This is a genomic window from Pantoea sp. RIT413 (assembly GCF_003057675.2).
GTDB classification, from domain to species: domain Bacteria; phylum Pseudomonadota; class Gammaproteobacteria; order Enterobacterales; family Enterobacteriaceae; genus Pantoea; species Pantoea eucrina.
Map to the genome: position 1 here is coordinate 22,398 of NZ_QBJB02000008.1, position 22,589 is coordinate 44,986.

The 22,589-nt window shown below is 55.1% G+C and carries 20 protein-coding genes, 1 other RNA gene and 1 pseudogene; 7 read left to right on the plus strand and 15 right to left on the minus strand.

The window, feature by feature from the left end; all coding sequences use genetic code 11:
• Positions 1-98 precede the first annotated feature (98 nt).
• The 3 genes from mmuP (at position 99) to DBY66_RS11715 (ending at position 2,955) form a co-directional block, all read left to right on the plus strand.
• Positions 99-1,511 (plus strand): S-methylmethionine permease, encoded by a 1,413-nt coding sequence (mmuP, locus tag DBY66_RS11705; protein WP_039379760.1) that lies wholly within the window; start codon positions 99-101, stop codon positions 1,509-1,511.
• Positions 1,501-2,433: a homocysteine S-methyltransferase gene (gene mmuM / locus DBY66_RS11710; RefSeq protein ID WP_108570362.1), complete on the plus strand. Its 933-nt coding sequence runs from the start codon at positions 1,501-1,503 to the stop codon at positions 2,431-2,433. The genes mmuP and mmuM overlap by 11 nt, the downstream gene beginning before the upstream one ends.
• A gap of 99 nt (positions 2,434-2,532) precedes the next feature.
• The gene (locus DBY66_RS11715; protein ID WP_094111732.1) at positions 2,533-2,955 is read left to right on the plus strand and encodes a hypothetical protein; all 423 of its coding nucleotides are present in this window, start codon (positions 2,533-2,535) and stop codon (positions 2,953-2,955) included.
• Between the two features lie 344 nt (positions 2,956-3,299).
• Here DBY66_RS11715 and speG read toward each other — a convergent pair whose 3' ends face one another.
• The 6 genes from speG to DBY66_RS11745 form a co-directional block, all read right to left on the minus strand.
• The gene (gene speG / locus DBY66_RS11720) at positions 3,300-3,845 is read right to left on the minus strand and encodes a spermidine N1-acetyltransferase (RefSeq protein WP_039379754.1); all 546 of its coding nucleotides are present in this window, start codon (positions 3,843-3,845) and stop codon (positions 3,300-3,302) included.
• Positions 3,846-3,950: 105 nt separating this feature from the next.
• Positions 3,951-4,616, minus strand: a complete 666-nt coding sequence (locus tag DBY66_RS11725; protein ID WP_071668506.1) for an ABC transporter ATP-binding protein — start codon at positions 4,614-4,616, stop codon at positions 3,951-3,953.
• Complete coding sequence (locus DBY66_RS11730; RefSeq protein WP_108569424.1) at positions 4,609-5,442, minus strand: ABC transporter ATP-binding protein; 834 nt, start codon at positions 5,440-5,442, stop codon at positions 4,609-4,611. The genes DBY66_RS11725 and DBY66_RS11730 overlap by 8 nt, the downstream gene beginning before the upstream one ends.
• On the minus strand, positions 5,432-6,289 hold the full coding sequence (locus tag DBY66_RS11735; protein ID WP_039379748.1) for an ABC transporter permease: 858 nt from the start codon (positions 6,287-6,289) through the stop codon (positions 5,432-5,434). Before DBY66_RS11735 ends, DBY66_RS11730 begins: the two co-directional genes overlap by 11 nt.
• Positions 6,286-7,338, minus strand: coding sequence for an ABC transporter permease (locus tag DBY66_RS11740; RefSeq protein WP_065648635.1), 1,053 nt, complete (start codon positions 7,336-7,338; stop codon positions 6,286-6,288). Before DBY66_RS11740 ends, DBY66_RS11735 begins: the two co-directional genes overlap by 4 nt.
• Entirely contained in the window at positions 7,338-8,906 is a 1,569-nt protein-coding gene (locus DBY66_RS11745; protein ID WP_108569425.1) for an ABC transporter substrate-binding protein, read from the minus strand. The genes DBY66_RS11740 and DBY66_RS11745 overlap by 1 nt, the downstream gene beginning before the upstream one ends.
• Positions 8,907-9,705: 799 nt before the next feature.
• Here DBY66_RS11745 and mgtA point away from each other — a divergent pair.
• Complete coding sequence (mgtA, locus tag DBY66_RS11750; protein ID WP_108569426.1) at positions 9,706-12,417, plus strand: magnesium-translocating P-type ATPase; 2,712 nt, start codon at positions 9,706-9,708, stop codon at positions 12,415-12,417.
• 155 nt (positions 12,418-12,572) lie between these two features.
• Positions 12,573-13,250 (plus strand): SDR family oxidoreductase, encoded by a 678-nt coding sequence (locus DBY66_RS11755; protein WP_108569427.1) that lies wholly within the window; start codon positions 12,573-12,575, stop codon positions 13,248-13,250.
• 14 nt (positions 13,251-13,264) lie between these two features.
• On the opposite strand, the gene DBY66_RS11760 is transcribed toward DBY66_RS11755, so the two are convergent.
• The 7 genes and pseudogenes from DBY66_RS11760 to smpB form a co-directional block, all read right to left on the minus strand.
• The gene (locus DBY66_RS11760) at positions 13,265-13,924 is read right to left on the minus strand and encodes an epoxyqueuosine reductase QueH (protein ID WP_065648639.1); all 660 of its coding nucleotides are present in this window, start codon (positions 13,922-13,924) and stop codon (positions 13,265-13,267) included.
• A 121-nt stretch (positions 13,925-14,045) separates the two neighbouring features.
• Positions 14,046-14,402 carry a hypothetical protein gene (locus tag DBY66_RS11765; protein ID WP_108569600.1) on the minus strand — a complete coding sequence of 119 codons (357 nt, stop codon included), beginning with the start codon at positions 14,400-14,402 and terminating at the stop codon, positions 14,046-14,048.
• Positions 14,403-14,897: 495 nt separating this feature from the next.
• The gene (locus tag DBY66_RS11770) at positions 14,898-15,659 is read right to left on the minus strand and encodes a hypothetical protein (RefSeq protein ID WP_233499586.1); all 762 of its coding nucleotides are present in this window, start codon (positions 15,657-15,659) and stop codon (positions 14,898-14,900) included.
• A gap of 156 nt (positions 15,660-15,815) precedes the next feature.
• Entirely contained in the window at positions 15,816-17,369 is a 1,554-nt protein-coding gene (locus DBY66_RS11775) for an HD domain-containing protein (RefSeq protein ID WP_108569428.1), read from the minus strand.
• A gap of 215 nt (positions 17,370-17,584) precedes the next feature.
• Positions 17,585-18,252, minus strand: a pseudogene (locus DBY66_RS17940) (primase-like DNA-binding domain-containing protein); the annotation flags it as partial.
• A gap of 286 nt (positions 18,253-18,538) precedes the next feature.
• Positions 18,539-18,901: a transfer-messenger RNA gene (ssrA, locus tag DBY66_RS11790) on the minus strand.
• Positions 18,902-18,944: 43 nt separating this feature from the next.
• Positions 18,945-19,427, minus strand: coding sequence for an SsrA-binding protein SmpB (gene smpB / locus DBY66_RS11795; protein ID WP_065648644.1), 483 nt, complete (start codon positions 19,425-19,427; stop codon positions 18,945-18,947).
• Between the two features lie 160 nt (positions 19,428-19,587).
• Between smpB and DBY66_RS11800 the strand changes: the two genes are divergently transcribed.
• Positions 19,588-20,022: a type II toxin-antitoxin system RatA family toxin gene (locus DBY66_RS11800; RefSeq protein WP_039379733.1), complete on the plus strand. Its 435-nt coding sequence runs from the start codon at positions 19,588-19,590 to the stop codon at positions 20,020-20,022.
• Complete coding sequence (locus DBY66_RS11805; protein ID WP_190315027.1) at positions 20,012-20,305, plus strand: RnfH family protein; 294 nt, start codon at positions 20,012-20,014, stop codon at positions 20,303-20,305. The genes DBY66_RS11800 and DBY66_RS11805 overlap by 11 nt, the downstream gene beginning before the upstream one ends.
• Positions 20,306-20,359: 54 nt before the next feature.
• Here DBY66_RS11805 and bamE read toward each other — a convergent pair whose 3' ends face one another.
• Together bamE and recN are read right to left on the minus strand one after the other, a co-directional pair.
• The gene (gene bamE / locus DBY66_RS11810) at positions 20,360-20,710 is read right to left on the minus strand and encodes an outer membrane protein assembly factor BamE (protein ID WP_094111713.1); all 351 of its coding nucleotides are present in this window, start codon (positions 20,708-20,710) and stop codon (positions 20,360-20,362) included.
• 185 nt (positions 20,711-20,895) lie between these two features.
• A complete protein-coding gene (gene recN / locus DBY66_RS11815; RefSeq protein ID WP_108569430.1) occupies positions 20,896-22,557 on the minus strand; it encodes a DNA repair protein RecN in 1,662 nt (553 codons plus the stop codon).
• Between the last annotated feature and the right edge of the window lie 32 nt (positions 22,558-22,589).

Below are 22,589 nucleotides of genomic sequence, written 5' to 3' on the forward strand. Positions count from 1 at the left end.
TGCACCATCTCCGGTTTCTGCCACGTTGCAAAACGCAGCGCGGATGCGTATAACTCTGTATCCATATAGAAGTTTAGACGTCCATATGGATTATCAGTATGCAAAGCGCGAATACCCCTCCGCAGGAAAGTTTCAAACGCACGATGAAAGTGCGGCACCTGGTGATGCTGTCGCTGGGTGGCGTCATCGGCACCGGCCTGTTTTTCAATACCGGCTATATCATCTCAACCACCGGTGCAGCGGGCACGCTGCTGGCCTATCTGATTGGCGCGCTGGTGGTCTGGCTGGTCATGGCCTGCCTGGGCGAGCTGGCGGTAGCGATGCCGGAAACCGGCGCGTTTCACGTCTATGCCGCACGTTATCTGAGCCCGGCCACGGGCTATACCGTCGCCTGGCTCTACTGGCTCACCTGGACCGTGGCGCTGGGGTCGAGCCTGACCGCGGCCGGTTTCTGTATGCAGTACTGGTTCCCGACGGTGCCGGTCTGGCTCTGGTGCCTGGTGTTCTGCCTGGCTATCTATCTGCTGAATATCATCTCGACGCGCTTTTTTGCCGAAGGTGAGTTCTGGTTCTCAGTCATTAAAGTGGTCACCATCATCGCCTTTATTGTGCTGGGCGGCGCCGCGATGTTTGGCTTTATCCCGCTGAAAGATGGCTCTGCCGCGCCTGGCCTGCATAACCTGACGGCGTCAGGCTGGCTACCGCACGGCACGCTGCCGATTCTGATGACCATGGTGGCGGTAAACTTTGCGTTTTCCGGTACTGAACTGATTGGGATTGCAGCAGGGGAGACCGAGGATCCGCAGAAAGCGCTGCCGCTGGCTATCCGTACTACCGTCGCGCGCCTGATTATCTTTTTTGTCGGCACGGTGTTTGTGCTGGCGGCACTTATCCCGATGGACCAGGCGGGCATCGTCAAAAGCCCGTTTGTTCTGGTGTTTGAAAAAATCGGTATTCCCTGGTCGGCTGACATCTTCAATTTTGTGATTCTCACGGCGATCCTCTCCGCCGCTAACTCCGGCCTCTATGCCTCCGGACGCATGCTCTGGTCGCTGGCGAATGAAAATACGCTGCCGCGCTGTTTTGCGCGCGTGAACCGGCGCGGTATTCCGGTGCTGGCGATCACCATCAGCATGCTGGGGGGCCTGCTGGCGCTCTTCTCCAGCGTGATCGCGCCGGATACGGTATTTGTGGCGCTGTCGGCGATCTCCGGTTTTGCCGTGGTGGCCGTCTGGCTCAGCATCTGCGCCTCGCACTACGTTTTCCGCCGGCGCTACGTGCGTGCCGGCAAAGATATCAGACAGCTCGCCTGGCGCGCGCCATTCTATCCGGTGGTGCCGGTGCTGGGGTTTGTGCTCTGCCTGCTGGCGTGCGTGGGCCTGGCCTTCGATCCGTCGCAGCGCATTGCGCTCTGGTGCGGTATTCCGTTTGTACTGCTCTGTTATGCTGCTTACTATGTTACCCGGCGACGTAAACCCCTTAAGACGCAGGAGAGCAACCATGCCGCGTAACCCGATTGCTGAAGCACTCACCCAGACCTGTCCGCTGATCCTTGATGGCGCACTGGCCACCGAGCTGGAGGCGCGCGGCTGCGATCTGGCAGATTCCCTCTGGTCAGCAAAGGTGCTGATGGAGCAGCCGGAACTGATTTATGCCGTGCACCGCGACTACTTTGCTGCCGGCGCGCAGGTAGCGATCACCGCCAGCTATCAGGCAACGCCGCGCGGTTTTGCCGCGCGCGGTCTGGAGAGCGGCAAGGCGGGCGAGCTGATTCGCCTGAGCGTGACGCTGGCGCAGCGTGCACGCGATGATTATCGCGCCGCTTCCGGCACCACGGCGCCGCTGCTGGTCGCCGGTTCAGTGGGGCCGTGGGGCGCCTATCTGGCAAACGGGGCCGAATATCGCGGCGATTACGCGCTGCCGCCGGAAGAGATGAAAGATTTCCACCGGCCGCGCGTGGCGGCGCTGCTGGAAGCGGGTGTCGACCTGCTGGCGTGTGAAACGCTGCCGTCGTTTGGTGAAGCGCAGGCGCTGATCGCGCTGCTGGCTGAATTTCCGCACAGCAGCGCGTGGTTTTCGTTTACGCTGCGTGATGCAGAGCATATCAGCGACGGCACGCCGCTTGAGAGCGTGATGAAGGTAATTAACGCGGCACCGCAGGTGGTGGCGGTGGGGATCAACTGTATCGCGCTGGAGAGCGTCACGCCGGCGCTGCGGACGCTGCAGGCGCTGACGCAGAAGCCGCTGCTGGTCTACCCTAACTCGGGCGAGCAGTATGATGCAGAGAGTAAAAGCTGGCACTCGGCACCCTCTGGCTGCACGCTGCAGGAGAAGTTTAGCGAATGGCAGCAGGCGGGTGCGCAGCTGATTGGCGGCTGCTGCCGGACGTCGCCTGAGGATATCCGGGCAATTGCTGCCTGTTGTCAACGCTGAATAAGCACAAAAAAAGCACACTGATAGCGCGATTGTCGTCAGTGAAAAGCCAGAGAGCACGGTTTACACTGTGCTCTCTGACTCTGATGCGGATCTGCTATGAACCTGCGACACACTCTTCCCGCCTGCGCGCTGCTGCTAAGCGGCTGCGCCACTATTGTCGGTACAGACACGCAGCCGGTAAAAATTGACTCCATTCCGCAAGGCGCCCGCTTTACGGTACAGGATGAGACCGGGCGCGCGGTGGCGCAGGGCTACACGCCCCAGACCGTAGACCTGGCAAAATCAAACGGCAGTTACTTCGGCAAAAAACATTATCAGGTCATGCTGGAAAGCCCGGGCTATGTCCCGCTGACGCTGCCCATTGAGGCGAGTGCCAATCTCTGGTACGTGCTGGGAAATATTCCGCTGCTCGGCTTCCCGGGCTGGCTGTTAGTCGATCCGTTCTATGGCGGGATGTATACCCTGAAGCCGGATCATCCGCAGCCGGTACTGAACGTAACAGGCGCGCGCGGCCGCTAGCCCCCGCGTAATAATCCTTACGGGTTCGTAGGGGGCGCATTAATGCGCCCCTGGCAGATTCCCGGCAACGTCGGCCAGGGTGCCATTAATGGCGCCCCTACAGAATTTTCAGGTGCCGTAGGGGGCGCATTAATGCGCCCCTGGCGGATTCCCGGCAACATTGGCCAGGGCGCCATTAATGGCGCCCCTACGAAGGGTTCAGGTGCCGTAGGGGGCGCATTAATGCGCCCCTGGCGGATTCCCGGCAACGTCGGCCAGGGCGCCATTAATGGCGCCCCTACGAGGGGTTCAGGTGCCGTAGGGGACGCATTCATGCGCCCCTGCAAACCTGTAAAATTCGCTGCTTACTGGGCGGTGGGCTTGACCATGGCGTTGCCGGGTTTATGCTGGGCGAGATACTGCTGCTGAAAAATACACATGCGGATGGTGTTACGGTATTCACCGTTGATAAAAAATTCATGCTTCAGCACGCCTTCGACTTCGAAGCCCAGCTTACTGTAGATATGAATCGCTTTCTCATTCTCCTGATCAACAATCAGATAGAGCTTGTAGAGATTCAGCACGGAAAAACCGTAATCCATTGCCAGCCGCGCCGCCTTGCTGGCTAAGCCTTTCCCCTGATGCCCCGGCGCGATGATGATCTGAAACTCCGCGCGGCGGTGCACATGGTTAATCTCCACCAGCTCGACCAGTCCCGCTTTTTCCTCTTCATACTCGACCACAAAGCGTCGTTCGGTCTGATCGTGAATATGCTTGTCATAGAGGTCGGAGAGCTCAACAAACGCCTCATAAGGCTCTTCAAACCAGTAGCGCATTACGCTGGCATTGTTATCCAGCTGATGAACAAAATGCAGATCTTCCCGCTCCAGAGGGCGTAATTTCACCGTCATAACAGTTCCTGAATGTTTAGTGGAGTGCGCCTGAATAGGAGGTGCGCATAAATGCGCACCCTGCAGATGTGATGCAGGCATATGCGACCCGGAACCCGTGCGCCGTTAGCTCACGATCCGTCCCTGCGCCATATGCGCCGCGCGGTCGCACATATGATCGATAACGTCCGGATCGTGGCTGACCAGCACCATGGTCAGCCCGTCGTTCTGTTTAAGATCGTTCAGCAGGTTGAGGATCTCCGCCTGGACTGACATATCCAGCGCCGATGTCGGTTCATCCAGCAGCAGAATTTTAGGTTCCAGCAGCAGCGCGCGCACAATCGCCACGCGCTGGCGCTGTCCGCCCGAGAGCTGATGCGGATAGCGGTTCGCCAGCGCCGGATCGAGACCCACGTGACGAAAACCTGCGTCGATGCGGTCATCGATATTATCGCGCTTTAACAACTTCAGCGGCTCCGCCAGCGTGCGGCGCAGGCGATGGCGCGGATGCAGCGAGGCATACGGATCCTGAAACACCATCTGCACATCGCGTCGCAGCTGGCCGGTAAAGGCTTTGCCCGGCTGGACTGCCGTCTGCGCCAGCGTCATCTCGCCCTGCCAGTGCGGATTCAGACCGGCCAGCACCCACAGCAGCGACGATTTGCCGCAGCCGGATGGGCCAACCAGACCAAAACACTCACCGGCAGCGACCTGCAGGGAGACGTCGTGCACCACGGTACGCAGCTCATAGCCGTGCTTATGGGCAACGCTCAGGTTTGATAACTCAATCATTCTCTCTCTCCAGCGCGGCGCGATCCAGCACCGGCAGACGTTCGCCGTGCGTCGCCTTACCGGGACGACAGGCCCACAGCGTGCGGGTATAGGGGTGGGTAGCATGAGAGAGCTGTGCGGCAGGCAGCGTATCAAGCAGCCGGCCCTTATACATCACCATCACCCGTTCGCAGTGCTCTGAGACCTGCTGCAGATCGTGACTGATCAGCAGCAGCCCCATATTACGCTGCTCAACCAGCCGGCGGATCAGCGCCAGCACCTGATCGCGCATGGCGTGATCGAGCGCGGAGGTTGGCTCGTCGGCAATCAGCAGTTCCGGATCGGTAATCAGCGCAATCGCCAGCATCACGCGCTGACCCATGCCGCCGGAGAGCTGGTGCGGATAGCGCTTCATCAGCTGACGCGGTTCAGGCAGGCCAACGGCGGCCAGCATCTCACACACTTTCTCGCGTCGCTCAGCGCGGCTCAGCTTGCGATGCAAAATCAGCGGCTCTTCTACCTGCCAGCCGATGGTGCGCGTCGGGTTAAGCGCATATTTCGGGTCCTGCATCACCATCGCTACTTTTCCGCCGCGCAGCGTGATCCAGTCACGCTCCTGCAGACGCTGAGCATCAGCACCGGCAATCTGCAGACGTTCAGCCTGCAGCTGCAGGGAAGGGGAGAGCAGGCCCATCAGCGAGCGTGCGGTAAGCGATTTGCCGGAGCCGGATTCACCGACCAGCGCCACGCGTTCGCGGCCAATCTGAAAGCTGATGTTATCCACCAGCAGCGAGTCGCCGCTGCGGATGCTCAGCCCGCGGGCATCAATTAATAAATCATTTTGCATGGCGGGTATCCAGTCGATCGCGCAGGCCGTCGCCTGTCAGGTTAAACGCCAGGCTGGCGAACAAAATCGCAGCGCCGGGCGCAGCCGCCACCCACCACTGATCGAAAATAACTTTACTGCCTTCGGCAACCATTGAGCCCCACTCGGCAGTAGGGGGCTGTACGCCCATACCGAGGAAGCCGAGACCGGCAGCGGAGAGAATAATACCGCCGAGGCTGAGCGCAGCACGCACGACGGCAGTCGGCAGGCAGAGCGGCAGAATATGGCCGAACATCAGCCGCAGGCCGGTGATACCCTGCATGCGCGCGGCGGCAAGATAGTCGCTGCGGCGCAGCGCCAGCGTCTCTGCACGCGCCTGGCGGGCAAACGGCGGCCAGCTGGTCAGCGCCAGCGCCAGCGCGCCGTTCATCAGGCCCGGACCGAGCATGGCGACCAGCGCCAGCGCAATCACCAGGTTCGGCAGCGACAGGAAAATATCGGTAATGCGCATCAGCACGCGCTCGGTCCAGCCGCCCACGTAACCGGCGGTAATACCAATCAGTAATCCCACCGGGATCGTCAGCACCAGGATCAGCGACACCAGCAGCAGCGTCGGGCGCGCGCCGTAAATCACGCGCGACAGCAGATCGCGGCCAAAGCCGTCGGTGCCAAACCAGTGCAGCGCGGAGGGCGGCAGCAGGCGCTGGTTAATGGTCTGCACATTCGGATCAAACGGAGCCAGCCAGGGTGCCAGCAGCGCCATCACAATCAGAATGACCACCAGCGTCAGGCCGATGGAGAGGGAAGTCACGCGCGCCCGACGACGACGCGGACGCACGCTTTCCAGTTCGTGAAGTTGTTGAGTCATCGGGTTCTCGGATCGGTTAACCAGGTCAGGGCGTCAGCCACGGCGTTAAGCAGAATAAAGCAGCCGCCAATCAGCAGCGTGGCGCCAAGGATAGCCGGCACATCCGCTGAGAACAGAGCGTTGGTCATATAGCGGCCCACGCCCGGCCATGCGAATACGGTCTCTGTCAGCACCGAGCCTTCCAGCAGCGTGGCATAGGAGAGCGCAATCACGGTGATCAGCGTACCGGTGACGTTGGGCAAAATATGACGCAGCAGGATGCGCGTGCGGCCCGCACCTTTTGCGCGTGCCAGTACCACATACTCTTTGCTGCTCTCTTCGAGCAGCGCCGCACGCAGCAGACGGGTAATGCCCGCCATCGCCAGCAGACCGAGGATCACGACCGGCAGCCAGAGGTGCGCAATCGCGTTACGGAACATCTCCGGATCGCCGGAGAGCCAGCTGTCGATCAGCACAAAGCCGGTTTTGGGTTCCAGCGTATAGACCCAGATATCATCCAGCTGGCCCGGTCCGGCTGACCAGTGCAGCACCGCGTAGAACAGCAGCAGGCCCAGCAGCCCAAGCCAGAACACCGGCACCGAATAGCCCAGCAGCGAAATAAAACGCGCCACGTTGTCGATAACACTGCCCGGCTTCCACGCCGCCAGCAGCGCCAGCGCCACGCCAAACACGGCGGCAAAGATCATCGCGCAGGTGGCCAGCTCAATCGTGGCCGGGAAGGTACGCAGCAGGTCGGCGCTCACCGGCTGATTCGTCAGATGAGAGAGACCCAAATCGCCGCGCGCGAGGTGGCTGATATAGCGCCAGAACTGCACCAGCACCGGCTGGTCAAGTCCGAGATCGTGCCGCACCTGCGCGTAGGTCGCTTCGCTGGCATGATCGCCGGCAATCTGCTGCACCGGATCGACCGGTGAGAGGTGCGACAGCATAAAGGTAAACGCCAGCAGCCCGAGCAGCGTCACCAGCAGCGAGAGCAGGCTGGTGACAAGGCGGCTGCCGCGCTGCCAGAGTGACCGGGCGAACCCGGTCTGTGAAGCAGATACGGACATTATTTAGAGACCTGCGCGTAATAGACCATATCGGGGTTAATACCCTGCACATAGCCTTTCAGATTGTCGCGCAGCGCAACCAGATTACGCGCCTGCAGGCCAATCACGTACGGGGAGTTTTTCAGCACTTCGCGCTGCATCGCCTGGTACAGCTCTGCGCGTTTGTTGCTGTCCGCTTCCGCTGTGGCAGCCAGCGTCTGCTTGCTCAGCTCCGGAATGTGCCAGTCAGAGCGGTAGGCGATGGTTTTGCTGCCATCTTCCGGGTTATAGGCAAATGAGGCGGCGTTGGTGTTGGGATCGAAGTAATCGGCACCCCAGGCGTTCAGCGTCGCTTCAAACTGATGCGCTTTAACGCGCGTTGAGACTTCAGAGCTGAGGCCCGGCTGCACCTCAACTTTTACGCCGCCCTTCGCAAAGCTGCCCTGCAGCGCCTGAGCGATATCAAGATAAGGCGGCTGGTTGCTGGTGGAGAGGGTAAAGCTCACATTGGTCAGGCCCGCTTTCTTCAGAATCGCTTTGGCTTTTTCCGGATCGTAGCTGTATGGCGTTTCATTCAGCGCGCCTAAGAAGCCTTTCGGCAGGAAGGTCTGATGCACTTCAAACTGCCCTTTCAGCAAGTTATCGGCAATGCCTTTATAATCGAACAGGTAGCGTGCCGCTTCCCACAGCGCCGGGTTTTTCAGCACCGGATCTTTGCCGACGTTAAACTGAATGTAGTAGAGCGACGCCATCGGGATCGCGTCAGTTTTGACGCCCGCCTTGCCTTTTAGCGCGGCAATCTGGTCAGCGCCCAGGTTACGTGCGATATCCACATCACCCTGTTCCAGCAGCAGGCGGCGCGCCGCAGGCTCCGGTACGTTTTTGATCAGAATGTTCTTCAGCTTCGGCGCGCCGGCGGGAGAAGAGGGGTTTGCTGTCAGCAGAACCGCTTCATGCAGCACGACTTTGCGGATCTGATACGGGCCGCTGCCGGCAGAGTGAGTGCCCAGCCACGCATGACCGAAATCACCGTTTTTCGCATTAGCCTGCGCCGTTTTTTCATCGATGATAGAAGAGACCGGTGCCGAGAGCAGGCTCAGCACATAGGCCGGGCTGACGTTAGCGTTCCAGCTGATCTGTACGTGCTGGTCATCCACCTTTTTCAGGAAGCTATCAACGTTATCTTTATTCCAGCCGAGCTGCGTCAGGATAAAAGAGGGGTCAAGATTGAGTTTAACCACGCGACCCAGCGAGAAGATCACATCTTCCGGGCGCAGCGGGTTGCCGCTGGCAAAGGTCACATCTTTACGCAGCTCAAACGTCAGGCTGCGGTTATCGCTGCCCGGCTGCCATGAGGTCGCCAGGGTCGGTTTCAGGTCGGTCGGGTTTTGCGGATCGGACTGAACCAGGCGCTGATAGATATTAGTGAATGACTGTACCGTGGTGAGTTCAAAGCCCTGCGCCGGATCGAAGCTGTCAGCATCATCGGTAGACTGTGCAATCACCAGCGTATCTTTGGGTGTGACAGCGTGCGCAGAGAAGGCGGCCACCAGCGACAGCGCCAGCAGTGAGGGAATAATTTTTTTCATGTTGTTTCCTTGCCTTAAAAAAGTAACGCGAGTTTACGAGAGCGTACCAGTGAAGAATAGTCTATTTATGGCTATGCATATGCTTTTAGGTTCTAAGCCCGGAGGTTCTGTTATAAGGGTTATGGCCGCTAATAACCAGCATAGTACGCATCAGATACGCTTTTTCAGAAATGTTTCAGCCCCGGCTTTTCTCCCGATGAATGGGGCGACTGTCGCAGATCGTTAATAGCCTGCTCAACCAAACGGCAACAAAATTTAGATAAAACGCTCATGCGCTATATTCACCTTTACTTCATTAACTGCGTAAATATAATAACGGCAATTAACTATCTGGAGGATCTCGTTGAACAGTCAACTTTATCGATGGCGATACATGGCAAGCTGAAGCACGGATCCTTTTCCTGCTGCTTGCCACTCTGGCGGGCGGCACGTTCTGTTTTCTGCAGAATGCTCCCGGACACTCAATGCTGATAACCAATACAGGTTCGCGGGAGTTATTATGTCTCTGATTTACAACGCGCTATTTCCACCGCCCCGATGCGCACGCTGATCCTCAGCGTGCACCTGTCTGCTGCGCGTTAAACCTGACTTCGCATTTTCAGTCAGACATTACGCCATACAAATTCACTGGCTCACTTTTATCTGGTGCGGGATCGTCACGCTTTTTATTAATTAAAAGCGCGTCATCTTTTTGCCCGATAATTGCGGGTTCAGCGTGCTGATTAATTATCAGGCTCTCTGTTTATTATGCGTCTGGCGCAGGATAGCGCCTGCCTGAATAACACCATCGGGGTGTCACATGAACAATATGAAATATAATCTGCAGCGGAATAACCGGAAAAAGGATCTGCAGTCGCCGCGTTACCGTATTGAACAGGAAGCGGGCTTTACTGCGGATGAAACGCTGGTACGGCTGTGCAGTCAGGCTACCGGCCTGACCGAAGAAGAAGCTGCGGCACGCCTGCGCCGCTATGGCCCTAACGATGCCCGGCATATTGACGCGCCACCGGCGCTGCTGCAGCTGCTGCAGGCGTTCAGCAATCCATTTATCTATGTGCTGATGGCGCTGGCCGCGGTGAGTTTTTTTACTGACTACTGGATCCCGCGGCGGCAGGGCGGGGAGACCGACCTGACCGGGATCGCGATTATCATCACTATGGTAACGCTGAGCGGACTGCTGCGTTTCTGGCAGGAGTTTCGCACCAGTAAAGCAGCCCAGGCGCTGAAATCGATGGTGCGCACGACCGCAACGGTGATACGGCGTACGTCGCTGCAGGCGTCGCCGGTACGCAGGGAAGTGGATATCGCGGATCTGGTGCCGGGGGACATCATCTGTCTTTCCGCGGGCGATCTGGTGCCGGCCGATCTCCGCCTGCTGGAGTCGCGCGATCTGTTTATCAGTCAGGCGATCCTGACCGGCGAGTCGCTGCCGGTAGAAAAATATGACGTCACCGGCCATGTCACCAGTAAAGCGGCGGGCGGATGCGAACAGAGCGCGTCGCTGCTTGAGTCAGGCAGCATCTGCCTGATGGGCACCAGCGTGGCCAGCGGCTGCGCAAAAGGGGTGGTGGTCGCCACCGGCAGCGATACCTATTTCGGCAGTCTGGCAAAATCGCTTACCGGTAAACGCAGCCAGACGGCGTTCGATCGCGGGGTAAACAGCGTCAGCTGGCTGCTGATCCGCTTTATGCTGGTTATGGTGCCGGTGGTACTGCTGCTTAACGGCTTCACTAAAGGCGACTGGCTGGAAGCCTCTCTGTTTGCGCTGGCGGTCGCGGTGGGTCTGACGCCGGAGATGCTGCCGATGATCGTCAGCTCTAATCTGGCAAAAGGGGCTATCGCCATGTCGCGGCGCAAGGTGATTGTGAAACGCCTGAACGCGATTCAGAACCTGGGCGCGATGGATGTGCTGTGTACGGACAAAACCGGCACGCTGACGCAGGACAACATTACGCTGGCACAGCACGTCGACTGCGCCGGGGTGGAGAACAGCCGCGTGCTGATGCTGAGCTGGCTCAACAGCCTTTATCAGAGCAGTACCGCGAATCCGATCGATCGCGCCATTCTGCACTATGGCGGCGCGCGCCTGGGCAGTGCGGTCAGCGACGCGTGGAGCAAAATCGATGAGCTGCCGTTTGATTTTGTCCGGCGGCGCGTGTCGGTCGTGGTACACAACCGCCGGCTTAATCAGCAGCTGCTGATCTGCAAAGGTGCCGTTGATGAGATGCTCAGCATCGCGGTCGCAGAGCGTGAGGGCAGGCTGATTCAGCCGCTGGATGAGGCCCGGCGCGCGGAGCTGCTGGCGCTGGCGCACGGGTATAATCAGCAGGGTTTTCGCGTGCTGCTGGTGGCAAGCCGCGTACTTAAAGAGCCGGGTCTGCAGCAGGCGCTGAACGTTGCGGATGAGCAGAACCTCATTATAGAAGGGCTGCTGACGTTTCTGGACCCGCCTAAAGCCAGCGCCGCGCCGGCGGTCAGCGCGCTGCGCGATAACGGCGTCGCGGTAAAAGTTCTGACCGGAGATAACCCGGTGGTGACCGCGCGCATTTGTGCAGAGGTGGGTATCGACAGCGGCGCTATCGTAACCGGTGAGCAGCTGGCGCAGATGAGCGACGAGCAGCTGGCGCAGGCTGTGCAGCAGAGTGCGGTGTTTGCCAGACTCACGCCGCTGCAGAAGGCGCGCATTGTGACGGCGCTGCAGCAGCAGGGGCATACCGTCGGCTTTCTGGGCGACGGCATCAATGACGCCCCGGCGCTGCGCGCGGCCGATGTCGGGATCTCCGTAGACAGCGCGGCGGATATCGCCAAAGAGTCCTCCGATATCATTCTGCTGGAGAAAGATCTGCGGGTGCTGGAGGAGGGGATCATCAAAGGGCGCGAGACCTTCGGCAATATCATCAAGTACCTCAACATGACCGCCAGCTCTAACTTTGGCAACGTCTTTTCGGTGCTGGTCGCCAGCGCGTTTATTCCGTTTCTGCCGATGCTGGCGATCCACCTGCTGATTCAGAACCTGATGTATGACATCTCGCAGCTGGCGATGCCGTGGGACAAACTGGACAAAGAGTTTCTGCAGAAGCCGCGCAGGTGGGACGCGCGTAATATCAAACGGTTTATGCTGTGGATTGGGCCGACCTCCTCCCTGTTCGACATCACCACCTTTGCGCTGATGTGGTATGTGTTTGCTGCGAATACACCAGAGATGCAGTCGCTGTTTCAGTCGGGCTGGTTTGTCGAGGGGCTGCTGTCACAGACGCTGGTGGTGCATATGCTGCGCACCCGCAAAATCCCGTTTATTCAGAGCCGCGCCGCGCTGCCGGTGCTGCTGACCACCGCCTGCGTCATGATCGCCGGCGTCCTGCTGCCGTTCTCATCGCTGGGAGCCAGCGTCGGGCTGACGCCGCTGCCGTGGTCCTACTTTCCGTGGCTGGTGGCAACCCTGTGTGGTTACTGCCTGGTGGCGCAGGGCATGAAAACCCTCTACATCAAACGTTTTGGTCAGTGGTTCTGATCTGCAGGAGGAGCGATGAAAAAGCCGGAACTGACAAAGGTGGTCTGCCACCTGGTGTTAATGATGACGGTGATTACCATGCTAACGTTAGTGTTACGTTAGTTCATCGCGGGCAGCATACGCTGCCCGTTTCGCTATCTGTCCGGGAGAAAGGTATGAGCCAGTCACAACGCGCGTTAATTATCGGTGCTTCAAAAGGGATCGGGCTTGCGGTGGTACAGCAGTTTTTACAGGCGGGCTGGGACGTGACCGCCACCTTCCGCCGCACGGCGGTATCATACCAGCACGATCGGCTGCGCTGGCTGGCGCTGGATATCACCGACGGCGCGGCGCGTGCGGCGCTGCAGCAGCAGTTACAGGGTGAGCAGTTTGATGCGGTGCTGATCAACGCCGGCATCTTTGGCCCGGATGCGCAGCAGCTGCAGCAGGCAGAGGATGCGGAGCTGAGCGAGCTGTTTCTCACTAATGCGGTAGCCCCGGTGCGGCTGGCGGAGAGCCTGCTGCCGCTGCTGCGTGATAAGCAGAGCGTGGTAGGGATCACCACGTCACAGCTGGCGAGCCTGAATGAAAACCGCGTCGCCGCGATGCCGCTCTATTCGGCCAGCAAGGCGGCACTCAATATGCTGAGCCGCGCGCTGGCGAAAGAGATGCGGCCGCAGGGAGCGACGCTGCTGTCGCTGCATCCGGGCTGGGTAAAAACCGATATGGGTGGCGAGAACGCCGATATCACAGCGGAAGAGAGCGCGGCAGGGCTGGTTACGCAGCTGCAGCGCTATCGCGGCAAGGGCGGTCATCACTACCTTGATTACAAAGGTGACGCGCTCGCCTGGTAATGTTTCGGGCCGGTTTACGCGTCGTCAGGCGCGTAATACTGCACCCCGATCTCAATGCGTTCGCGGCCGCCGGCCACGCGGTGACGGTTGGTATCGCGCAGTGAATAGATGCAGCCGCAATACTCCTGCTGATAGAAGCGCTCGCGCTTGCTGATCTCAATCATGCGCGACGAGCCGCCGCCTTTACGCCAGTTAAACTCCCAGTAGAGCATATCCGGATAGTGCGCCGCCGCCCGCACGCCGCAGTCGTTGATCTGCTTCATATCTTTCCAGCGTGAAATCCCGAGCGAACTGGTGATCACCGGAAAGCCGTGCTCGTGCGCGTAAAGCGCGGTGCGTTCAAAGCGCATATCGAAACACATGGTGCAGCGTACGCCGCGTTCCGGCTCCCACTCCATGCCGCGCGCGCGCTCAAACCAGTTATCTTTGTCGTAATCAGCATCCACAAACGGCACGCCAAACTGCTCAGCAAAGCGGATATTCTCCTCTTTGCGCAGCTCATACTCTTTCAGCGGATGAATATTCGGGTTGTAGAAGAAAATGGTGTAGTCGATGCCGGAGGCGAGCATCGCTTCCATCACTTCGCCGGAGCAGGGCGCACAGCAGGAGTGCAGCAGCACTTTATTGTGTCCGCCGGGCAGCGGCAGCGGCTGACGTGTAAAGGTTTCAGACATAAGTAACCGTTAAGCTTGCAGAGAGTGGGGGTAGTGTAGGGAGTTACAGCGCCGGATGCAAAATGCGGCAGCGGAAAAACAAAAAGGCCGCAGGGCGGCCTTTTTATCACAGCAGTGCAGCTTACTCGCTGACTTTCTGTTTCAGATCGCTGGCACCTTCTTTGGTTTTGTTCCAGCCTTTCTGTGCGCCTTCTTTGGTCGCATCCCAGCCTTTCTCAGTCCCTTCTTTGGTCTTGTTCCAGGTTTTCTGGGTGCCTTCGCTGGCTTTGCTGGACATGCTGTCGCGCTCGCCCTGTGCCGCGTGCTTCGCTTTGAGACGCTGCTCTTCGCCCTGATGCTGCGCCTGATGCAGTTTCTCTTTTGCGGTGTTAGCGCCAGCCTGAGCGTTAGCGACCGTATCGTCAGTTGCGTGTGTGGTAGCCGCAAACGCGGAAGAAGCCAGCAGGAAAGCAGATACAGCAATAATGGTCTTTTTCATCATAGTCCCTCATTTAACGTATTTGGTGATATGAGCGTAGTTAAGAGTGGCACACTGAGCAACGTTGCGCTCCAGGATAAAACTGTAAGTGAATGAAAACGTGCTGAGGGGGTTACATCAGCTGGAAAAATAGCCGCAGGATATTGTTGCTCAGAGGTGGGTTTTGAAATGGCGAATGCAGGGTTTTGGGCTGAGTTATTGTTTGGATGGGTGAGCTGTATGTATGGAGGGGAGTAAGTTAGGGAAGAAGGTGAATGAGCTGTATGGTAAGCCTAGGTTGATAAGCCGTAGGGGCAAAAAGTCCATAGGGTTTAATGCTGTGAGGCCTTTTTAAAGCTTCATTAAATGACTATGGTAATCACGCGCTGGCGGAGTCTGAAAAAGAAATGTAACCATATGAAAATAAAATGTTTTATTCAATTCAAGTTTTCGCCGTATACCTAAACGTATACCAATTCAGGAAAGTAACAGGTCAAAACTCGAAATTGGGCCATCTTATCTCATCAGCGAAATAGCTGATTTAATATACTCTTCATGGGGTTTGAACCTCGACATATGCCGCACACACACAACCGGAACCCGCTGGCTGTGGAATTTAGCATAAAACGCGTATGTGGTGTAATACCCTATAGGATGCGAATACTTCAATGAACCAGCCTCGCCAAAATGTTTAAGTAACAAACTGGCAGCGGACAACGAAGTTAGCCCATTGCTATAAGCGATAATCACCTCTGGATTGCAAAGCTGCAGCGTTACATTCTCGAAGAAGCCCGTAGAATTTTTCACCAGTTGCTCAACGGATAAATTCTGCTTCAATGCTTCTTTTTGTATGGATGCTGCATTTTGGGAGCACATCATAAGAGCATTAGTGTAAACAACGTCCTGCCAATCATAACCAAGCCCTACCGGGATTTGTTGCAATCGCTTCGCGAGGTGAGTTATTCCCCATGCCCCCTCGATTCCGTTCTGAACATTAGAGATGGTAGGGTACTCGAAATCTTTCTCAATGGATTGCGCGTTGGTGATGTGAGCGTCTACGAGGGAGCCATTAAAACCCATCATGATCACGCGCTTTCGATCTGGAGGAGATGCTAAAAGTTCAAAGGCACTGTCGTAAGGCCTTCCTGGCAGATCGCTTAAGCCAAAGTCTGCTAAACCATCTAAGATGAATTTTTTTGTGGCTTCCATTTTAATCACTTCTATAAAAATGAACATTCCATCATACGTGAAAAGTTTCTTTTCGAATTTATCCTTCACACTGTTCACCCTGTGATTTTTAAAATAAAAACAGAGTGTTAAGTGGTGTTTGATTGGTGAATGATGATGGGTGCAATTTACTTCTAAAGAAGAATGACCTAAAAAAAGGAAGGTTGCTATTAATTTTAATGACAACCTTATGTCAATTTTAAACTCTTACTTCTGTTGGTCGCTCGCTCTACGATTTAGCTTTGTTAGACAGCGCATATATAGATCTTCAATATCTTTATCGACCTGTTTAAAGCTGTTTTTAACATCGAGGACAGATATGGGTTCTAAACCTTTGGGGTTTAAATAAACTCGCGCTAAGATTTTAATTCTGTGATGAGGTTGGAATGTTTTGTTTGAGTCGGAAAAATCTATTAAACTATAGTTATCATCCACTTGTTTTTTGAGGAGTTTAATGCTGGACTTTCCGATATCCTTAAAGTTATTTTCGCTTACAATATCTATCATTATATCATATTTGCTATTTGTTTCCTTCTGCGTCTCAAGGATGGAATTAAGTTCACTAGTGAAATCATTAATCCCTTCGATAGACATTTCGATATTAGAAAATGTGGTCTTTTTTTCGAAAACCTTCTTCCATATATTTCTTTCGATTATATCATTGATTAACGTGTTATTGACGCGGAACTCGGTTTCATTGCTTTTATATGCACTGGATATCCTGCTTAAGATATTTTCTTCTAAAAAATAGTTGTCGGTGTTCTTCTTGTAGAAATTAGTTAGCTTGTTAACTAAACTATCATTCCCCGATAAATCTATTACATCAGATGTTATTCTTTCACATGCAGTGTACAAAGCTTTAGATAGGAATCTATTAGTTTTATGGAAGTAGACTTGCCCAAATAAGCTGCTTCGTGCATTAATAAATTCTAATAATGAGTCAATGCCGCTTTCTTTAAAAGTTAGATATACGGTTTTATTATCATTGATAGGCACTAAAGACATCATTAAACGGCTGTAATCATAAATGCCATATTTGACCCCTGAGAAAAAACTGTCTCTGAGTAAATAATCCATTCTGTCAGCATCGATAGGGCAAGATGATATGATGGACGTCAATAAATTGTGAACATTAACACCATCCACTTCAGGGTATGCATGCTTATACTTACTTTCAATTAACTTAATTACACAATCAATATCTTCTTTTTTCAATTTTACATCATTCAATATTTCTATTGCAAATATGCATGAAATTAATTCATGATCTAATCTTTCACCTTTACATAACTCTGCAATTTTTAGATAGGTTTCTTTGTTTTTTTCGCCTTCAATATGATGAAGAAAATCCTTTTTCTTAATGGCGAACTTATCAAATAGATGAGCTAGGGGGCCGTGACCTATATCATGTAATAAAGCAGCAATCCTTAAGTTTACAATATGATTTTCAGGTAATGTTTTTATTTTACTATAGATTGCGCCCTCTTCATATGTCTTATTGTTGTATCGCTCAACATTAAGTGCTAGGTTTTTTAATAATTCATATGATAAATGCATAACTCCTAATGAGTGCTCAAATCTTGAATGAACTGCTGATGGAAATACTTTATAAAGCAAAGTGTTCTGTCTAACATTTCGTAAACGTTGAAAAAGAGGGTGGTTTATTATTTTTTTTTCAATTTCAGTAATTCGAATCGTCCCATGAATTGGGTCAAGAATTTTACCAACAAGTTTCTCATCAAAAGAGCCTATTAAATTCATAATTCCTCCATTTACCTTTTGTTAACCTCATAAATAAAATATATAAGCAATTGAAAGTCAACAGATTCAGATGGGACTGAATTGTAGCTTTCAATAGGATTCGCAATATTTTCTTAAATATCATTAAGTTATGTTTTGTTTTCTCTTGAGGATGAAACCCAGCTCAATGCTAGAGATATTGGGTAAAAAAACCGGCTTTCGCCGGTTCTGGTTAGTCACATTGCGGTGGGAACATCACATTTCGGCTGCCAGTTGCTGCTGCTTTCCTCCGTGAGATCGAGGTTGGTTTGCATCCCCAACTTTGTGCGCCGCTTCATATACTGCTGTCCTTATTCCCGCATGATGCTCTCCAGCGACAGGCCGAACATCTTCATGCTGAGCGGATTCTTGTAGCCGTTGGCCTCCATGTAGGCCAGATAGGCATGGTAAAGGTAACGCCTGGGCTGAAGCGACCTGATGCTGGCGTTACCCATATAGAGTGCGTTTGGCTCGGGCGTCGTAAACAGGTAGCCGCAGAAATCCACCATCGGATTCGCATCGCGCTTGATGCGCATCGCCTCGGCGGAGTTGTGCTGCGACTGAAGCAACGACCGGGCCTACTGCGGCGGGCTGAACTGCTGCATCAGCTGGCGCACTATAACGGCCAGCTCACCGCTGATTTTTCCTTCAGCTGCGGGTCGTGCTCGTCTGCTGGGATAATTTCCGGAGAGTGCAGTATCACCCGGCAGTGAGACACGCCCCCGCTGTGGTCGGTGAAGCGCATTAGGTTGTTGTTCACAGCCAGAATCGCCGCCGGAATGTGGGTTGAGTAGGCATCGCGGTACTTAGGGTCAACGGACACCGCATCTCCGGCGGTAATCGCCTTGATGCCTGCGCCGTCGCCTCTACTGAGCGGGCAGAATAATCAGCGAGAACTGACGACGCGTTCCTGCCATTAGTCTGGCGTGGCGAGTATGGTGTTATTCCAGCCAGAGAGCAGGGGCGTCTTATCTGTTCCATGAGTGCGATCCGTCCACGCGTTTAACCCACAATAAAACGCGTAGCTGTAATCACTCAATCCAGACACACTCAATTGGCAGACTACAAACACAAAAGAGCCCGCAGGGCTTGCGCCGTGCGGGCTCTTAGGACTTCATCGGATGACTCTGGTAATCACCGATGGAGAATTTTGGTGGAGCTGGCGGGAGTTGAACCCGCGTCCGAAATTACTACACCGTCGGTACTACATGCTTAGTCGGTCTTTACATTCGCCTGGCAGCTGCGGACAGACACGCCACTGACAGACTAGCCTGATTAGTTTTAACGCTTCAACCCCAGGCAGGGCATCCACGCGATCTCTTTTGGGTTTGACCTCTCTTGATCCCCGTCCTAAGAGCGGAGGCTAGGGAGAGAGGGCTGCAAGCAGGTTATTAAGCTGCTACTGCGTATTCGTCGTTATTTGCGACTATTTTTTTGCGGCTTTTTACGAGGCAAACCGCCCCTCGGCATGCACCTTGGGTTTCGCGAATCCCGTCGAATCCAGAATCAGCCCCAAGTTCTAAAACTGTAGCGCAAATCTATAAAAGAATCCAGTGCTTAACGGCTGGCGCTCTTCATAATTCGTGCTTTATCCATCTTCCACTCGCGATCTTTGATATCAGAGCGCTTATCGTGCTCTTTCTTACCGCGTGCGACGCCGATTTTGAGCTTGGCCCAGGCGTTCTTCCAGTAGAGCGAAAGCGGTATGATGGTATAACCGTCGCGGTTAACGCTGCCAAACAGTGAAGCGAGCTCGCGCTCTTTCAGCAGCAGTTTGCGGGTGCGCGTAGGGTCGCATACCACGTGCGTTGAAGCACCGATCAGCGGCTGGAACGTGGCGCCGAACAGAAACGCTTCGCCGTCGCGCAGCATGATATAGCTTTCGCTGATATTGGCTTTACCGGCGCGCAGTGCTTTAACTTCCCATCCCTGTAACGACAGACCCGCTTCGAACTCCTCTTCGACGAAGTATTCGTGGCGCGCGCGTTTGTTGAGGGCAATGGTGGCTGAACCGGGTTTGTGAGCTTTTTTCTTTGTCATAGTGCGGCGTAGTCTACATTACTCAGTTTGTGGGCGCATCCCCATGTCCTGCGGGGCGGTAAAAAACATCCTATTTTAGCACAGCTGGCAAAAGCATGAATTTTTGTTTAATGGCCTAAAATGGTACAATTCAATGGTTTTGTGACCAACAGGAACCCTTATGGCTCAGATTAGCCGCTCAGCGCTGGTCCCCTATAGCGCTGCACAGATGTACCAGCTTGTGAATGACGTGGATGCCTATCCTGAATTTCTTCCTGGCTGCACCGGCAGTCGCGTGCTGGATAACAGCGGTCATCAGATGACCGCTGCGGTCGATGTCTCAAAAGCGGGCATCAGTAAAACCTTCACCACGCGCAATACGCTGACTGACAACCAGAGCATTCATATGCAGCTGGTTGATGGCCCGTTCCGTAAGCTCACCGGCGGCTGGAAATTTATCTCGCTGGGTGATGACGCCTGCAAGGTTGAGCTGAGCCTCGACTTTGAGTTCACCAATATGCTGGTTGAGATGGCATTCGGGCGCGTGTTTAAAGAGCTGGCAAACAGCATGGTGCAGGCGTTTACCCAGCGTGCCAAAGAGGTCTATCGTGACTAAGATCCGCGTGGAGGTGGTTTATGCGCTTCCGGATAAGCAGTATCTGCGTGAGGTTACGCTGGAGCAGGGCGCCACGGTAGAGCAGGCGATAGAGGCATCGGGCCTGCTGCAGCTGCGCCGCGATATCGATCTGGCGCAGAATAAAACCGGGATCTTCAGCCGGCCGGTTAAGCTTGGTGACACGGTTGAAGAGGGCGATCGGGTTGAGATCTACCGGCCACTGATTGCCGATCCGAAAGAGCTGCGCCGCCAGCGTGCTGAGCGTGCTGCCACGAAAAAGTAGCTGACGTTGAGCATTAAAAAAGGCGCCCCGGGCGCCTTTTTTGCTGTCATCAGCTTAACTGTTTTTCTGACCCGCGAGCCGCGGCTTGTTATCAATATTCGTCAGGACACCGCTGCGATCAAACGTCAGCGTCAGCGTCTGCTGCTTCACGCGCTCGTGACCAGGCTCCTGGCGGAAAATGTAATACCAGACGTTGCTGCCAAAGGGATCGTGCATCATCGGGGTGCCCAGCGTATAGGCTACCTGCTGCTGCGTCATGCCGGTGTGGATCTTGGCGACATCGTTGGCGGCCAGGTAATTCCCCTGATTGATATCCGGACGATAGACAACGCGCTCCAGCGTGGAACATCCGGCGGTTGTCATCAACATTACCACTGCCGCAGCAGTCAGCGTCTTAAAGCGCATCTGTACATTCCTTTTTTCGGGCCAAACGCCTTTCAGCAGGCAGTTTTGTTGCCATTACATTCTGAACTCTGCACGCGGCAGGCTTTTATTATGGCGATATCACTGCCGATGATAATAGACCTTTTCCCGGTTGGGAACCTCTACAGAGCATGCATATGACCATCAGGCCGGAAAAAAGTGCGGTATCAGGCTGCTAAAAGTTCTTTGGCGTTCGCCAGCGTATTACGCGTGACTTCACTGCCGCCCAGCAGACGTGCCAGCTCCTGCAGGCGTGACCGCTTATCCAGCGGCTGCATATGCGTTTCCGTCATCGCGCCGTCGGTCTCTTTGCTGACAAAGAAGTGCTGATGACCGCAGCCTGCGACCTGCGGCAGGTGCGTTACACACATAACCTGCGTCGACTCACCCAGCTGACGCAGCATCTTGCCTACAACAGCAGCAGTAGGCCCGCTGATACCGACATCCACTTCGTCGAAAATCATGGCCGGGGTTTCCATCTTCTGCGCGGTGATCACCTGAATAGCGAGCGCGATACGCGACAGCTCACCGCCAGAGGCGACTTTACCCAGCGGCTGCAGCGGCTGGCCGGGGTTGGTTGTCACCCGGAAATCGATGCGGCTGGCACCTTCGGCCGTCAGCTGATCGGGATTGAACTCCAGCACAATCGCAAACTGCCCGTGCGGCATCGCCAGAGTACGCATGCTTTGCGTAATGAGATCGCACAGCTCCTGAGCAGACTTTTCACGCTGATGATGCAGCGTTTCAGCGCAGGTAATAGCGGCTTTGTGATGCATCACTACGTCGTGCTGCAGGCTCTCCTGATCGCTCTCCTGCTGCGACAGCAGCTCCGCTTCTTCCAGCAGCTGCTGATGCAGGGCCGGCAGCGCTTCAGGGGCAACGTGATGCTTGCGCGCCAGCGCAATCTGCCGCGACAGCCGCTGCTCCAGCTCGTAAAGGCGATTGGGGTCAAGATCGAGACGTTCGCAGTAGTGACGCAGTTCGTCGCTGGCTTCGCTCAGCTGAATCGCCGCTTCTTCCAGCAGGTTAAATACGCCGCTGACTTTATCATCCAGCGAGACCAGCTCGCTGAGCATGTTGCGGGCGCTGTAGAGCAGGCTCTGCAGGTTGGTATCTTCACCGTCGGCTAGGATATGCAGCGCCTGCTGACTGGTAGAGAGCAGCTGTCCGCTGTTAGCGAGACGCTTGTACTCTTCATCAATCTGCTCATATTCACCCGCCTGCGGAGCAAACTCGTTCAGCTCTTTCAGCTGATACTGCAGCAGCTCGCGGCGCGCTTCACGCTCCTGCGACTGCTGCTGATGCTGCGCCAGCACACGGCAGCTGTGATGCCAGCGCTGGTAGTGCTGACGCATCTCCGTCAGCAGCCCGTCATGCGCCGCGTAAGCATCGAGAAGATGCTTCTGATGATCGGTTTTCAGCAGCAGCTGATGCGCGTGCTGACCGTGGATCTGAATCAGCAGCTGGCCCAGTTCGCGCAGCTGTGAGAGCGGTACGGCCGTGCCGTTGATGAAGCCGCGCGAGCGACCATCCGCGCTGATAACGCGACGCAGCAGGCACTCATTACCGTCATCCAGCTGATTATCAACCAGCCAGCGCTGCGCTGACGGCGATAATTTCAGCTGAAAGCGGGCACAGATATCAGCCCGGCTTGCGCCCTGACGCACCATATCCGCTTCCGCCCGTCCGCCAAGGCAGAGGCCCAGCGCATCAATGGCAATAGATTTACCTGCGCCGGTCTCACCGGTGATCGCTGTCATACCGCGATGAAAGTCGATCTCGAGCTCACGAACGATTGCGAAGTTACTGATGGTCAGTTGTGCCAGCATACAATCACCTGTATAGAAAAACAGATATGGTT

Coding starts and splice junctions, on each gene's coding strand:
- DBY66_RS11730 (WP_108569424.1), bottom strand. CDS start 5,442: ATGCAAAATGATTTATTAATTGATGCCCGCGGGCTGAGCATCCGCAGC.
- DBY66_RS11725 (WP_071668506.1), bottom strand. CDS start 4,616: ATGATTGAGTTATCAAACCTGAGCGTTGCCCATAAGCACGGCTATGAG.
- DBY66_RS11775 (WP_108569428.1), bottom strand. CDS start 17,369: ATGAATTTAATAGGCTCTTTTGATGAGAAACTTGTTGGTAAAATTCTT.
- mmuM (WP_108570362.1), top strand. CDS start 1,501: ATGCCGCGTAACCCGATTGCTGAAGCACTCACCCAGACCTGTCCGCTG.
- bamE (WP_094111713.1), bottom strand. CDS start 20,710: ATGCGCTTTAAGACGCTGACTGCTGCGGCAGTGGTAATGTTGATGACA.
- DBY66_RS11760 (WP_065648639.1), bottom strand. CDS start 13,924: ATGTCTGAAACCTTTACACGTCAGCCGCTGCCGCTGCCCGGCGGACAC.
- DBY66_RS11735 (WP_039379748.1), bottom strand. CDS start 6,289: ATGACTCAACAACTTCACGAACTGGAAAGCGTGCGTCCGCGTCGTCGT.
- DBY66_RS11715 (WP_094111732.1), top strand. CDS start 2,533: ATGAACCTGCGACACACTCTTCCCGCCTGCGCGCTGCTGCTAAGCGGC.
- DBY66_RS11800 (WP_039379733.1), top strand. CDS start 19,588: ATGGCTCAGATTAGCCGCTCAGCGCTGGTCCCCTATAGCGCTGCACAG.
- smpB (WP_065648644.1), bottom strand. CDS start 19,427: ATGACAAAGAAAAAAGCTCACAAACCCGGTTCAGCCACCATTGCCCTC.
- mgtA (WP_108569426.1), top strand. CDS start 9,706: ATGAACAATATGAAATATAATCTGCAGCGGAATAACCGGAAAAAGGAT.
- recN (WP_108569430.1), bottom strand. CDS start 22,557: ATGCTGGCACAACTGACCATCAGTAACTTCGCAATCGTTCGTGAGCTC.
- DBY66_RS11765 (WP_108569600.1), bottom strand. CDS start 14,402: ATGAAAAAGACCATTATTGCTGTATCTGCTTTCCTGCTGGCTTCTTCC.
- DBY66_RS11745 (WP_108569425.1), bottom strand. CDS start 8,906: ATGAAAAAAATTATTCCCTCACTGCTGGCGCTGTCGCTGGTGGCCGCC.
- DBY66_RS11740 (WP_065648635.1), bottom strand. CDS start 7,338: ATGTCCGTATCTGCTTCACAGACCGGGTTCGCCCGGTCACTCTGGCAG.
- speG (WP_039379754.1), bottom strand. CDS start 3,845: ATGACGGTGAAATTACGCCCTCTGGAGCGGGAAGATCTGCATTTTGTT.
- DBY66_RS11755 (WP_108569427.1), top strand. CDS start 12,573: ATGAGCCAGTCACAACGCGCGTTAATTATCGGTGCTTCAAAAGGGATC.
- mmuP (WP_039379760.1), top strand. CDS start 99: ATGCAAAGCGCGAATACCCCTCCGCAGGAAAGTTTCAAACGCACGATG.